The organism is Paraburkholderia phenazinium, from assembly GCF_900142845.1.
Taxonomy (GTDB): Bacteria; Pseudomonadota; Gammaproteobacteria; order Burkholderiales; family Burkholderiaceae; genus Paraburkholderia; species Paraburkholderia phenazinium_A.
This window is the reverse complement of sequence record NZ_FSRU01000002.1, coordinates 3335494-3348779: the sequence shown is the minus strand read 5'-3', so window position 1 is coordinate 3348779 and position 13286 is coordinate 3335494. Positions and strand designations below refer to the sequence as shown.

The following is a 13286-nucleotide window of genomic DNA, read 5'->3' as shown; positions in this document are numbered from 1 at the left end:
CTCCGTTCCGGGAAATGTCTAAATTCGGTTGAACTGATTGCTTAGAGGACTGCCGCGACCGAGGTCAGGGCAACCGTATTGCCGTTCGACAGCACGAGGCTCGGTGCACCGCCGGTCCCTTGCACGACGCTCTCCACCGTGCCCGGGGTCAGCGTGGTGGCCGTGCCCGCGGCGCCGTTCACGGTGCCGGTCGCGGTGATCGTGTAAGTCCCTGCCGGCAGCGCGGCGCCCGTCGAGTCGACCGGCGTCCAGGAAACCGGCACGGTGCCCGCCGGCTGCGCGCCCAGATCGATCGTGTTGACGATCTGGCCTGCCGAGTTGACGACGTTGATCTTCATGTCGGACGCAGCGGCGGCCAGTTGCACGCCGAACGCGTTGGTCTTGCCGCTTGCCACCGTGATCGAATTGCCCGGGGCGAGCACGCTCGAACCGATCAGCAGCGCGGCCTGCGAGGTCTGGCCCGCGTTGAGCTGCGTCGCCAGCGACGTCAGCGACGTGTTCAACTGGCTGATGCCCGTGACCGTATTGATCTGCGCGAGCTGCGAGGTCATCTGCGAGCTGTCCATCGGGTTGGTCGGATCCTGGTTCTGCAACTGCGTGACGAGCAGTTGCAAAAAGGTGTTCTGTAGCGACGAACCCGCGTTCGCTGAACTGGACGCCGTGCTGCTCGACGCGCTGGTCGCCGAGTTGGTGCCGTTCATCGTATCGAGCAGCGTCTGCGAGACCGTCGTCCCGCTGTTGCCGATTGTGGTGGTCAAGGAAGTACTCCTCAGGTTCCGATCGTGAGAGTTTTCAGCATCAACTGCTTTGCCGTGTTCAGGGTTTCGACGTTCGCCTGGTACGCGCGCGACGCCGAGATCATGTTGACCATTTCTTCCACCGGGTCGACGTTCGGCATCGTGACGTAGCCGTTCGCGTCGGCCGCGGGGTTGCCCGGGTCGTAGGTCTGCTTCATCGGCGTCGGATCGTCCACCACGCCGGTCACCTGCACGCCGCCCACCTGCTGGCCGGACGCGGAGCGCGCACCGCCGAGCGGGTTGACCGCGAACACGACCTGCTTGGCCTTATACGGCTTGCCGTCGGGGCCTGTCGTACTGTCGGCGTTCGCCAGGTTCGACGCCGTCACGTTGAGCCGCTGCGATTCGGCCGACATGGCCGAACCGGCGACAGTGAATATATTCATCAGGGATGGCATGGCTTCTCTGACCTCTCCTGCCGGCAGGTTCCGGCTTGGTTGTTTCCCGTGGGCGTGGTTTTTAGCGGTTACATCCAGTGTGTGCGGGTCGCCGCGTCAGGACTCCCTCAGGAGCCGGACGTGATCGCCGACAGCATCGTTTTGATCTGGCCTGACACTTCCGTCATGGCCGATTCGAAATGCAGCGAGTTATCGGCGAACTGCACGCGCTCGGCGTCGAGGTCCACCGTGTTGCCGTCGAGCGACGGTTGCACCGGAATGCGGTACTGCAGTTGACCGTAGTCGTCGCTCGGGCCGCCGGTGGGGATCAGGCTCGCCTTGCCGGCCATGTGGCCCGGCTCGTCGGCGGCCATCGTCATGCCGGTCGTGACATCGGCGGACTTCGTCATCGCCAGCGTCGAGCCGTTCGAGGCGCCGGTGCCGGCGAGGGTGCCGTCGTTCTTTCTCAGCGCCCCCGCAAGGGTCGACGCGAAATCGACATCGCGCGCCTTGTAGTTGGGCGTGTCGGCGTTCGCGATATTCGACGACAGCAATTCCTGCCGATACGAGCGGACATCGAGCGCCTGACGACCAAAGGCGAGTTCGGCATCGAGTTTGTCGAGCATTGAAATCTCCGGATAACGTTCCCGCGTCTGACGTGCGCTTCAACGTGCACACAAGCTGCGGCGCCCCAAAAGGCCTTTTTGCATGAGATGCATCTTAGGCGCGCCGTGCAAGCGGCAATCGTCGGAATAACCGGGGAAGGTCGCCTCTATTCAACGCTTGCCCGATAAGCGGCGTCACTAGAATGCAATTCGTACCCTTGCCTCATGCTGGAGATTCACGATGGCCCGATCCACTCGCGATGTGCCGCAGCGACTGCGCCGCATCGTTGCGCGACGCACTGCCGCCTGGCTGGTGTGCGCCGTGGCGGGTGCCTCGTTCGCGAGCGTGGCGCTGGCCCAGCAGGCCGGCGGTCCGATCGTGATTCCCGGTCCCGGCGAACAGAACCCCGCCGACCTCGCCCGAATGACGGCGATGGCGACCACCTCCAGCGGCAACAGCAGCGCACGGACGCCGGGCGCGCAGGCCGCTCAGTACGCGCCGGCCGTGGCGCCGTCGGGCACACCGCCGGTCCGCGACCGCTTCACCGCGCTGGCGAATGCCAGTGGGGCAATCGTGATTCCCGGATCCGGCGAGGATGCCGCGCCCAACACCCCCGTCATGGTGGCCGCGCCGCAAGGCAGTCCCGCGAACAACCCCAACCTCACCCGCGTCAATCTGAGTCCGGCGCTCGCCGCCAGCCAGGTCGTGCCGGTGATCGTGAGCGCGGCGCCGCAGCGCCCCTATGCCGCGTCCGTGCGGCCAGTCAATGCGGCGCCGGCTGTCGCGCCGACCGCGGCACCCGCGAGCGATGTCCAGATCGACAGCCTGGCTTCGCGCGGCGAGCCGCCCGAACTCGGCGCCAGCGCGCCGGTCCGCAATCCGGCGCCGCGTGTCGCCGCCGCACCGGTTCAAACCTTGGTGCCGGCGCAAAACCGCACGCAGGCCCTGGCCGAGGCGGCGCAACGCGAACAGGCGGTGCGCGCCCTGCAGCGCGCCCAGGCGGCGCAAGCGGCGGCCCATCCCGTGTTCAGCCCGGCGGTTCAGCCCGCCCAGATGGCTCAAGCCGCACAGATCGCTCAGGCATCCCAACCGGTTCAGGCCGCCCAGCCGGTGCCGGCAGGCCAGGAAGACGGCGAGCTGATCCACGCCGCGGCAATGGATTTCCTCCAGCAGCAGGTGAACGGTCTGCCCGGCAAGGTCGAACTGAGCGTCGCGCCGGCCTTCCCGCGCGGCCTCGCGGCCTGCGCCACGCTGCAGCCTTTCATGCCGAACGGCGCGCGCCTGTGGGGCCGCACGACGGTGGGCGTGCGCTGCACGAGCGGGCATCCGTGGACCGTCTGGCTGCAGGCCAAGGTCTCGGTGCATGCCACTTACTACGTCGCCGCGCGCGCCATGATGCCCGGCGAGGTGGTGTCGGAAGCCGACATGGTCAGCCGCGACGGCGATCTGACGATGCTGCCGATGTCGATCATCACCGCGCCGTCGCAGGCGATCGGTTCGGTCACATTGATGCGGGTGGGCGCAGGCCTGCCGCTGCGTCAGGACATGTTGAAGAGTGCGGCCTCGGTGACAGCGGGGTCGATGGTGCGGGTAGTGGCGCAGGGCGACGGCTTTTCGATTTCGTCGGAAGGCAACGCCCTGAGCAATGCGACGCCGGGTCAGCCGGTCAAGGTGAGGACGTCCAGTGGGCAGATCCTCATGGGAATCGTCAAGGACAGTTCGACGGTTCAGATCCAGATGTGATCCGGACCTGAAACCGGGAGGGCGACCGGGGGATTCACAGGACAGTCTGGCCGGCGGCGCCGTTACAAAGGGATACACCGATTGCGCTAAAGTTTGGATTCTTGAGTGCCGTTATAAGAATCAAATCGTTCAGGAAGCCAATCGTGAAAATCGATTCCACCACCAACACCCAGCCAGACAGCCTGACTAACGGCGCGACGCGTACGCAGCAGGACAGTCTGACTCCGGCGGCTACCACCGCCCAAGGCGCGGCATCCACCGCGCAAGCCGCCACCGGTTCGGGGGGCGACGCGAATGTGAGCCTGTCGGGCCTGTCGTCCGACCTGCGCAACCTGGCAGCATCGGGTTCGGCGGACATCGACACCGCTCACGTCGAATCGATCAAGGCGGCCATCCAGAATGGCACGCTGACCATCGATCCGGGCAAGATTGCTGACGGCGTGCTCGAAACCACGCGCAGCCTGCTGCAAACGAGAGCCCCGGCGACCGGCAATTAAGGCTGGACGCCGTCAGGCGACACCTTGAAACCCTGACCCTCACAGCACGTGCGGGCCGCTGTGAAAGCGAGTTGTGATGAAAGACGCGCTGCTTGCCACCGTCATCGACGAGTACACCACCATCGAAGAATTCGCCTCGGTGCTGGTCGTCGAACAGAAGGCGTTGACCCAGGTGGATCCGGCCGAGATGCTGCGGCCGATCGTCGAAAAGAAAACCGAACTGGTTGGCAAGCTGGCGACGCTGGAGAAGCTGCGCGACGCCCAGCTCGCTGAAATGGGCTTTCCGGGTGGCTGGAGCGGCATCGAACTCGCCGCCGGCCGCAACCCGAAGCTCGCCGCGCAATGGACCTTGCTGCAGCAGTCCGTGGAGCGCGCGCATCGCTCCAACAAGACCAATGGCGTGCTGATCCGTACCCGCATGGAATACAACCAGCGCGCCCTCGACGTGCTGCAGGTTCGTCCGCCGAAACCTTCGCTCTACGGGCCGGATGGACGCGTGCCGGGGTTCGGCGCACTCTGAGTTTGCGCCTGGGCGGTGGCATGGCTTCCGCCCCGCTTGCATAGCGCTTTATCCGCACCTTCTCCGCGCGCACGGTGTGTCGTGCGCCGCTCTGCTGTTTCCTCCCTGCTTCGCGCTCCGCCGCAAAAAAATGCCGTCACGAGGACGGCATCATTTGCGCTCATTCGCGCGGTTCAATCGCGTTCTATCGCTTTGATTCGACCAGCGTCTGCGACGGCGAACCGTCGGCAGATCACCCGCATTATTCAGCCTCGGCCTTCGCCCACGCCATCTCGCGCAGACGCGTGCGCAGACGCGCCACCGCCTGGCTGTGCAACTGGCAAACCCGCGACTCGCTGACTTCCATCACCGCGCCGATCTCGCGCAGGTTCATGCCGCGCTCGTAGTACAGCGACATCAACAGCTTCTCGCGATCCGGCAGACGCTCGATCGCATCGACCAGCGCCGCACGCAGGCTTTCGTCGAGCAGCGCGGAGAGCGGGTCCGAGTGATCGACGCAGTAGCGGTCGAGGAACGGCTCGTCGTCGGCGGAACGGTCGAAGTCTTCGTAATAGATCAACTGGCTGCCATGCAGGTCCTGCAGCATCGACTGATATTCGTCGAGCGGCATCTTCAGATGGCCGGCAATTTCGGTCTCGCTCGCCGAGCGGCCCAGCGTCTGTTCGACCTGATGCACGGCTGTCTCCACCTCACGCGAGGTGCGGCGCAGGCTGCGCGGCAACCAGTCGTTGCTGCGCAGTTCGTCGAGCATCGCGCCGCGAATCCGCTGGCTCGCATAGGTCTCGAACTGCGCGCCCTGGTCTTCCTTGTACCGGCTCGCAGCATCCAGCAGCCCGATCATGCCGGCCTGAATCAGATCGTCGAGATCGACGCTCGCCGGCATTTTCGCGACTAGCTGCAAGCCGAGCCGCCGCACCAGCGGCGCGTACTTCGTCAGAACCTCGGCTTGGGAAATCTTTCCCTGAGCGTTGTACATCGTGCTCCCCTTGTCCGCACCGCCCCTTCAGGCGGGCTGCGCAGACGGTTGGTCGGCGTGTTGCGCCGCTGTTACTGTCGTCTGCGCTACCCAGTGGTGACGTGACGACATCGCTGGCCGCATCGGCCAGTACTGCAATTCGGCGGCGAGGTGCCGGTAATCGCGCGCAGCAGGTGTCGACGGAAACGCGTCGACGACGCAGCGCGACAGTTCGAGCGCCCGGGCCATGCGCGGATCGGCGGCGATACAGCCGGCGTCGTCCAGCGACACGGTCAGATAACGCCCCGCCACCCCCGCGAGGTTTTCAAATGCCGTGTGCGCGTCGGTGACGCTTTGCACGTGATTCACCAGCACGCGGAACTGACCGATGCCGTGTGCGTAATGCAGACGCTTCATGCAGGCGTAGGCGTCGGTGATCGCCTGCGCGGCCATCCGCGTCACGATCATCAGGTCATGCGCCTGCATGGCGAGCGCGGAGAGCTGGCCGAGCCGGTCGAGTTGCGCGTCGATCAGCACGACGTCCGCGGGACCTTCCAGCACCACGCTCAATTGCGCCGCGCTGTAGCCTTCACGATTGCCGCGCGGGGCGCTCAGCACGGCAAAACCGAGTGGGTGGCGCGCCACCGCCGCGTCGAGCGGCATCTCGCCGCGCACCACCGCCGCGAAGTTGCCCGCGCCGCGCATGCCGCCGAGCATCGCGCTCACCGAGTGATCGCCGAGACACTCGTCGATCACCAGTACATCCTTGCCCTGTTCGGCCAGTGCCGCCGCCAGGTTGACGACCGTCGTGGTGCAACCCACGCTGGTCGAGCCGCCCGTCACCGCCACGACCCGTGACCCGCTGCGCGCCAGCAGGCGCCGCAGTCCTTCTGCCTGATCGGAAACGACTTTATCCAAAACGTACCTCGTGCAGTTCGGCCGTCGAGCGCGCGGAGAGCGCCGAAAGCAAGGCCGGAATATCGTCGTCGTGCGGCACGAACGGCGAACTGTCGCGCGGAATACAGAAGGCGCTTTTGATGAGGAATTTCCTGGTGGCGACGTACAGGTTCTCGGGCACCTTCTGCCCGGTCGAGACGTAGTGCACCGGCAGCTTGTAGCGGATCACCGTGTCGAGCACGCCGCCCAGGTTGGTCGCTTCGTCGAGCTTGGTGAGGATGCAGCCGGCGAGCGGCTGTTGATCCGGCGCGCGCTGGTAGGCCTGCACGACTTCGTTGAGCGTGTCGCCGTGGCTGGTCGCGTTGAGCAGCAGGAGGCGCTGCACCGGTTGACCGGCGCGGCACAGCATGGCGATCTGGTCGGACACGAGGCGGTCGCGCTGGCTCATGCCGATCGTGTCGATCAGCACGATGTGCTTGTTGCGCAACTCGGCGAGCGCCAGTTGCAGGTCGGCGCCGTCCTTCACCGCGTGCACCGAGACGCCGAGGATCTTGCCGAAGATGCGCAGTTGCTCGTGGCCGCCGATCCGGTAGCTGTCGGTGGTCAGGAGCGCCACCTTGCTGGCGCCGAAGCGCATCACGCAACGGGCGGCGAGCTTGGCCGTGGTGGTGGTCTTGCCGACGCCCGTCGGGCCCATCAGGGCGAACACACCGCCGCGCTCCATCAGCGCGTCTTCGTTTTCCATCACCGGCAGGTTCGACTCGAGCACGTTGCGCACCCAGTCCATCCCGCCTTCCATGTTGTCGACTTCGGCCGGCAGGTTGTCGACCATCATCTGCACCAGTTGCGCGGAGAAGCCCGCAGCGAACAGGTGCTTGGTGAGCGAGGCGCGCGTCGGGCTGCGGCGCTGGCGGTCGGCCCACAGGAGGCCGGCGAAGTGTTCCTCCATCATGCCGCGCATCGAGGAGAGCTCGCTCATCACCGTTTCGTTGACGACCTGCTCCATGCGCGCCTTGATGGTTTCCGTGACGCTGGCGGCGCTGTTGCCGGCTGCGCGCGCATCGTCCGCCGGGCTCATCTTCTGGGCGGCGCGGCGGGCCGCGAGTTGCGCGGCTTCGCGGGCCCAGTCGGGCGTGTCGGCGGTGCCGAACGACGTGCGCGCACCGACCTGGATCTCGACCGGTGCGCCGAGGCCCTTCGCCATCGCCGCAGCCGGCGTCATCGACGAAGGACGGGCGCTGTAGGCGCCCTGCTGCTTGCCGGCGATATTGCGAGCGTGATCGATCAGCCACGGGTTCGATTCGGCCATCGTGCGGGGAGCAACCGGGGCGACCGGCGCCGGAGGCACGCCGGCGGCCTTCAGGACGTCGGCGCGGATATCGTCGCTGCTACGCGGCACCTGCGGGATCGGTGAGGCCTGTGCAGACGGGGCAGCTTGCGGCGCTGGAGCGATCTGCGGGGCGTGGGCGGCTTGCGAGTTCAGCGGCGCCGGCGTGCCGGTTTGCGGCAGCGCGCCGGCCGGCTGTTCCGTGGCTGCGCTTGCCGGTGCGGCGTGTGCGCTTGCCGCCGGCGTGTTGCTGGCCGACATGCTCTCCGTGCCGGCTTCCGGGCTGGCGCCGAACACCGACGAAAACACGTCCGGCATGCCGCTCGCGTACGGATTGGCCTGCATCATCGGGGCCCGCGCGGGGGCGGCCAGGGCGGGCGCGGCTGCGCTCGCGCCGTCGCGCGACTTCGGGGTGATCGCTGCCAGGTCGCTATCGGCGAGCGCGACGATCTCGACGGTGCCGTCTTCGATCGTGCGGTTCGACAGCACGACCGCGTCGGGGCCCAGAGCCTCGCGAACGAGGCGCAGCGCGTCGCGACTGGTAGCACCGACAAATTTACGAATGTTCAAGCTGGACCCCCGATGAGGTTAACGGACCGGCAACATACCGCTTCCCATTGAGATCAATTATTGCGAAAGATGTCGAGCGACGATCGGTTGATAAAGGCCGGGAAAGGTGGGCAATTCGCTTGATGGACAGGGGACCGGCGCCGCTCCGCGCAGGCGGTAAACCCGCATGGCGGGATCTTGCGGACGGGATGAAAAACCATCGGTAAGGCGCAAACGAAAACCGGCGCATGGAGCGCCGGTTCCGTTGCGGGCTGAGACGGACACGCCCTACCCGCCGATCAGATTCACCACCTTGACGTTGCGCGTGTCGGGCACTTCCGCATACGACAGCACTTTCAGTTGCGGCAAACTGCGCCGCAGGAAACGCGCGAGCATCGGCCGCAGCGCGTGCTGCACCAGCAGCACAGGCGAGAGCCCCAGGTTCTGTTGCCGCGTCATGGCCTTTTGCGTCTCGGTCATCAGCGTATGAGCGAGGCCCGGTTCGAGGCCGGGGTTCGCGCCCGTCGACAGCGCCTGCGAAAGCACGCGCTCGAGGTTCGAATCGAGGCCCATCACCTGCATGTCGCCGACGCCGGGGAACCACTGCTGGGTAATCGCGCGGCCCAGCGCAAGACGCACCACCGCGGTCAGCTCGTGCGGATCGCTGACCTTCGGCGTATGTTCGGCCAGCGCTTCGAGAATCGTGCGCATGTCGCGGATCGGCACACCTTCTTCCAGCAGGTTCTGCAGCACCTTCTGCAGCGTGGTGAGCGAGAGCGCCTTCGGAATCAGATCGTCGACCAGCGACGGCGTGTCCTTCTGCATCCGCTCGATCAGCGCCTGGATCTCGCGGCGGCCGAGCAGTTCGGAGGCATGCGTGACGACCAGATGGTTCAGGTGCGTCGCGACCACCGTGCTCGAATCGACCACCGTGTAGCCGTACACCTGGGCCTGCTCGCGCAGATTGGTATCGATCCAGATGGCCGGCAGGCCGAACGCCGGATCCTGGGTCGGCGTGCCCGGCAGCGCCGCGCTGACCTGACCCGGGTTGATGGCGAGCCACTGGCCCGGATAAGCCTCGCCGACGCCGACCTCGACGCCCTTCAAGGCGATCCGGTAACCGTTGGGCCGCAATTCGAGGTTGTCGCGGATATGGATCACCGGCGGCAGGAAGCCGATTTCCTGGGCGAACTTCTTGCGGATGCTCTTGATGCGCTTAAGCAGTTCGCCGTCCGAATTCTTGTCGACGAGCGGAATCAACCGGTAGCCGACTTCGAGACCGAGCGTGTCGATCATCGTCACGTCGTCCCAGCTGGCCTCGGTGTTCTCGGCCGGCGTGAGCGCCGCCGGCACGACATCGACCTGGGCCGACGCGGTCTTCAGGTCGGTCGCGCGCTTCTTCATCATCCGGCCCATCTGGATCAGGCCGCCGCCCAGCAGCAGGAAGGCAAAGTGCGGCATGCCCGGAATCAGGCCCATCAGTACGAGAATGCAGCCCGTGATGACCAGCACGCGCGGGTTCGTGAACAACTGCCCGGTCAACTGCGTGCCGATGTCTTCGTTGGTCGCGACGCGCGACACGATCACACCGGCGGCCGTCGAAATCACCAGCGACGGGATCTGCGCCACCAGCCCGTCGCCGATGGTGAGCAGCGTGTAGACCTTGCCGGCCGCGGCGAAATCCATGTTGTGCTGGACCACGCCGACGATCAGCCCGCCGATAATGTTGATCACCATGATCAGCAGGCCGGCGATCGCATCGCCGCGCACGAACTTGCTCGCGCCGTCCATCGAACCGTAGAACTCGGCTTCCTGGCCGACTTCGAGGCGCCGCTTGCGGGCCTGCTCTTCGTTGATGAGGCCGGCGTTCAGGTCGGCGTCGATCGCCATCTGCTTGCCCGGCATCGCGTCGAGCGTGAAGCGCGCGGACACTTCGGCGATCCGGCCCGCACCCTTGGTGATCACCATGAAGTTGATCACCATCAGGATGATAAACACCACGATACCGACGGCGAAGTTGCCGCCCACCAGGAAGTGTCCGAACGACTCGATCACCTGCCCGGCCGCATCCGGCCCGGTGTGGCCTTCGAGCAGCACCACCCGCGTGGAGGCGACGTTCAGCGACAGGCGCAACAGCGTCGAGAACAGCAGCACGCTCGGGAAGGCCGCGAAGTCGAGCGGCTTCATCGTGTACATGCTGACCAGCAGCACCATCACGGAAAGCGCGATGTTGAAGGTGAACAGCAGATCCAGCAGGAACGGCGGCAACGGCAGGATCATCATGCCGAGGATCATCACGATCAGCACCGGCCCCGCGAGTGCGCGCAGGTTGGTGTTGCTCAACGAGTCCGGCCGTCGGGACAGGAAACCGGCGCGTGCGTTCATGCGGAGGCTCCAGGTGCCTTGTTGTCGTTACCGTCGTTCAGGGCGTCGGCGGCTTCTTCGCTCGCGTCCTCGTCGGATACCGGTCCCTTGTCCAGATCGGCGGGGACGTCGAATTCGGTCGGCGCGACCGGCGCCACCCCGCCTTCGGCCTTGAAGCGGCGCAATTGATAAACCCAGGCGAGCACTTCCGCGACCGCGCCGTACAACTGGCCGGGAATTTCGCGGTCGAGCTCGACGTTGTGATACAGCGCTCGCGCGAGCGGCGGCGCTTCGAGCAGCGGCACGTTGTTCTCCGCAGCAATCTCGCGAATCCGCAAGGCGACCAGGTTCACCCCCTTGGCCACGACTCTCGGCGCCCGCATCTCGCCGTCGCTATACCGCAGGGCGACCGCGAAGTGAGTCGGGTTGGTCACCACCACGTCCGCCTTCGGCACGTTGACCATCATCCGGCGCCGTGCAACCGCGCGCTGCTGCGCGCGGATGCGAGCCTTCAGCTTGGGATCGCCTTCGCTTTCCTTGTGCTCCTGCTTCACTTCTTCCTTCGTCATGCGGAGCTTCTTGTTGTAATTCCAGATCTGATACGGGACGTCGAGTCCCGCGATCACGAACATGCCCGCGACCGTGATGCCGCAGCAGACCGCGATCAGATGCGCCGCATTGGCGAACGCCACGGTGAGCGGCTGGGTCGCAAGCGCGAGGATCTCATCGTGACGATTCCAGATCGATACCCCGCCGATCATGCCGACTACAAGGGTCTTGGCGAGCGACATGCCGAGCTGGATCGGCCCGTTGATCGAAAACATCTTGCCGAGGCCGGCGATCGGATCGAGCCGGCTGAAGTTGGGCTCGAGAGACTTGGCCGACACATGCCAGCCGCCCAGCGCGAGCGGCGACAGCAGCGCCGCGAGGCCGGTCATGGCGAGGATCGGTATCAGCACATAGAAGCCTTCACGGCCCGCGGCGCCCGCGCCAATCAACATCCGGCGCGTTTCGAAGACGCTCGCGTGATTGAACATCAGGGCGCCGCGCAACATCGACCCCAGATGATCGCCAATCGAACCCGACATGGCCCAGACGCCATAGAAGCCGGCCGACAGCAAGGCGAACGTCGTCAGCTCCCGCGAACGTACGATCTGCCCCTCTTCCCGCGCCTTTTCGAGGCGCCGGGGAGTGGCGGATTCGGTTTTTTCGAGGTCGCTATCCCCTGCCACGCAGCTCTCCAGTCGGTCAAGGCACCATGCCTATTTCTAGTGAGAGCGATTATTCACGGAGAACTCAAGCCATGATCGGCGGATAAGGACAGGGAAACGGGGGTATTTCGAGCGATGGAGGCCGCGAGGCCTCCCCTCGCTCAATAGCCGACGTAAGGCGTCTGGCCGCCGTTCGCCGTCTGGTCGATGCCAAAGTACATGTAGCGGCCGTAAAAGAACGGCAAGCCGATATCGAAGCTGTTGCCCACGCCGACCTGACCGGCGAGATCGTTGAACGCGTAATTGTTGCCGTTGCTGAACAGCGTGGCCGCGCTGAGGATCCCGAGGTTGGCCGTAGTGGATGCGCCGTTGAGCCCGACTATGTTCACCGAACGCGTCTGCCCCGAACTCGGGCAGTAGAAGCCGCTGTAGGTGCTGGAGCACGGCGCCAGGCTACTGTCGGCAAAGAAGTACGCGTTCGAGCCGGAATCGAAGAACGCGGTCAGCTTGCTGCCGTTGAAGGTACTGTTAACCAGGTCTCCGTAGGCATCGGTCGTGAAGGTCTGCGAGGCCGCGAGCGTATTGTTCGACTGCGTGCCGATGCCGAACACCAGCGTGCCGGTGGCCGACCCGCTGCCGTTATTCGAGACCGGCGACATCTCCACGATCACGCCGTTCTTGTCGGTGGCGAAGTGGGCCACCGGATTCGCCACCTGGTCGCCGGTCGGCACCTGCGTAGCCGCGCAGCTCGAGCCGGAGCACGCGTAATAATTGCTGTACTGCTGGAATGTCGTCGAGCTCGCGCAGGCTGTGCCGCAGTCGTACGGCGCCACGCCGATGCCGAGAATGCCATTGGCGCCGATCGCGCTGGCGGTGTTCTCTTCGGCGCCGCTCGCGCACCCGCTCGGCACGCTGAAGTTCACGTCGCCGAGGACCTGGACCGGAATGCTGGTTGCGGTCTCGCCGGCAATCTGTACCGTCGCCGTGCGCACCGAGCCCCATGAGTAGCCATCGGCGAAATTCGTGCATTCCACCAGCGTGCCGGACCCGCCACTGGGGATGGCGGCCAGCGGCAGGCCAACACTCAACACGCTGCTGACAATCCGCAGCCCATACGAGCCGGTATCCACCTGCACGTTGGGAATGCTCTGGCAGGTCGTCGTGCCGGGCACGCAAACCGTCACGGTCACGGTTGGAATGTTGATGACGTTCGCCACGCCCGTTCCCACCGTGATCGCCGCGGTGTTCGATGCGTTTGCCGAGACCGGCTGCGCGGTCGGACTTGCCGGCAACCCGCTGTTACTCGAACTCGACGAATTGGAACTGGAACTGTCGCTGCTGCCGCCCCCGCCGCCGCACGCGGCGACCAGCGACACCAGGGCGACCGTGGCCGCCACCTGCGCCCATCCTTTGAGCTTCGCTGCAAATTGCATGGCTCGTCTC

Annotated in this window: 12 protein-coding genes; 3 read left to right on the top strand and 9 right to left on the bottom strand. The window is 65.6% G+C overall.

Translation table 11 applies throughout. From position 1 onward, the window contains the following. Nucleotides 1–41 precede the first annotated feature (41 nt). From BUS12_RS32020 to flgB, 3 genes are all read right to left on the bottom strand, one after another. The gene (locus BUS12_RS32020; RefSeq protein ID WP_083640766.1) at nt 42–701 is read right to left on the bottom strand and encodes a flagellar hook assembly protein FlgD; all 660 of its coding nucleotides are present in this window, start codon (nt 699–701) and stop codon (nt 42–44) included. Between the two features lie 68 nt (nt 702–769). Further along, the gene (flgC, locus tag BUS12_RS32015) at nt 770–1195 is read right to left on the bottom strand and encodes a flagellar basal body rod protein FlgC (protein ID WP_074301312.1); all 426 of its coding nucleotides are present in this window, start codon (nt 1193–1195) and stop codon (nt 770–772) included. Between the two features lie 107 nt (nt 1196–1302). After that, nucleotides 1303–1800 (bottom strand): flagellar basal body rod protein FlgB, encoded by a 498-nt coding sequence (flgB, locus tag BUS12_RS32010; protein WP_074301311.1) that lies wholly within the window; start codon nt 1798–1800, stop codon nt 1303–1305. 220 nt (nt 1801–2020) lie between these two features. Here flgB and flgA point away from each other — a divergent pair, with 220 nt between their 5' ends. The 3 genes from flgA (at nt 2021) to BUS12_RS31995 (ending at nt 4540) form a co-directional block, all read left to right on the top strand. Further along, nucleotides 2021–3523 (top strand): flagellar basal body P-ring formation chaperone FlgA, encoded by a 1503-nt coding sequence (gene flgA, locus BUS12_RS32005; protein ID WP_074301310.1) that lies wholly within the window; start codon nt 2021–2023, stop codon nt 3521–3523. 143 nt (nt 3524–3666) lie between these two features. Beyond that, nucleotides 3667–4020: a flagellar biosynthesis anti-sigma factor FlgM gene (gene flgM, locus BUS12_RS32000; protein ID WP_074301309.1), complete on the top strand. Its 354-nt coding sequence runs from the start codon at nt 3667–3669 to the stop codon at nt 4018–4020. Nucleotides 4021–4096: 76 nt separating this feature from the next. Further along, entirely contained in the window at nt 4097–4540 is a 444-nt protein-coding gene (locus BUS12_RS31995) for a flagella synthesis protein FlgN (protein ID WP_074301308.1), read from the top strand. A gap of 241 nt (nt 4541–4781) precedes the next feature. On the opposite strand, the gene BUS12_RS31990 is transcribed toward BUS12_RS31995, so the two are convergent. From BUS12_RS31990 to BUS12_RS31965, 6 genes are all read right to left on the bottom strand, one after another. After that, entirely contained in the window at nt 4782–5516 is a 735-nt protein-coding gene (locus BUS12_RS31990; RefSeq protein WP_074301307.1) for an RNA polymerase sigma factor FliA, read from the bottom strand. A 27-nt stretch (nt 5517–5543) separates the two neighbouring features. Further along, on the bottom strand, nt 5544–6413 hold the full coding sequence (locus tag BUS12_RS31985; RefSeq protein ID WP_074301306.1) for a MinD/ParA family ATP-binding protein: 870 nt from the start codon (nt 6411–6413) through the stop codon (nt 5544–5546). Further along, a complete protein-coding gene (gene flhF, locus BUS12_RS31980) occupies nt 6406–8289 on the bottom strand; it encodes a flagellar biosynthesis GTPase FlhF (protein ID WP_074301305.1) in 1884 nt (627 codons plus the stop codon). The genes BUS12_RS31985 and flhF overlap by 8 nt, the downstream gene beginning before the upstream one ends. A 267-nt stretch (nt 8290–8556) precedes the next feature. Next, nucleotides 8557–10653 carry a flagellar biosynthesis protein FlhA gene (gene flhA, locus BUS12_RS31975; protein WP_074301304.1) on the bottom strand — a complete coding sequence of 699 codons (2097 nt, stop codon included), beginning with the start codon at nt 10651–10653 and terminating at the stop codon, nt 8557–8559. After that, nucleotides 10650–11864: a flagellar biosynthesis protein FlhB gene (flhB, locus tag BUS12_RS31970; RefSeq protein ID WP_074301303.1), complete on the bottom strand. Its 1215-nt coding sequence runs from the start codon at nt 11862–11864 to the stop codon at nt 10650–10652. The genes flhA and flhB overlap by 4 nt, the downstream gene beginning before the upstream one ends. 140 nt (nt 11865–12004) lie before the next feature. After that, nucleotides 12005–13276 (bottom strand): DUF3443 domain-containing protein, encoded by a 1272-nt coding sequence (locus BUS12_RS31965; RefSeq protein ID WP_074301302.1) that lies wholly within the window; start codon nt 13274–13276, stop codon nt 12005–12007. Nucleotides 13277–13286 lie beyond the last annotated feature (10 nt).

Bases quoted from the DNA above. Each gene is read 5' to 3' on its own strand.
- BUS12_RS32020 (WP_083640766.1), bottom strand. From the start codon at position 701: ATGAACGGCACCAACTCGGCGACCAGCGCGTCGAGCAGCACGGCGTCC.
- flgB (WP_074301311.1), bottom strand. From the start codon at position 1,800: ATGCTCGACAAACTCGATGCCGAACTCGCCTTTGGTCGTCAGGCGCTC.
- BUS12_RS31990 (WP_074301307.1), bottom strand. From the start codon at position 5,516: ATGTACAACGCTCAGGGAAAGATTTCCCAAGCCGAGGTTCTGACGAAG.
- BUS12_RS31965 (WP_074301302.1), bottom strand. From the start codon at position 13,276: ATGCAATTTGCAGCGAAGCTCAAAGGATGGGCGCAGGTGGCGGCCACG.
- flgA (WP_074301310.1), top strand. From the start codon at position 2,021: ATGGCCCGATCCACTCGCGATGTGCCGCAGCGACTGCGCCGCATCGTT.
- flhA (WP_074301304.1), bottom strand. From the start codon at position 10,653: ATGAACGCACGCGCCGGTTTCCTGTCCCGACGGCCGGACTCGTTGAGC.
- flgC (WP_074301312.1), bottom strand. From the start codon at position 1,195: ATGCCATCCCTGATGAATATATTCACTGTCGCCGGTTCGGCCATGTCG.
- BUS12_RS31995 (WP_074301308.1), top strand. From the start codon at position 4,097: ATGAAAGACGCGCTGCTTGCCACCGTCATCGACGAGTACACCACCATC.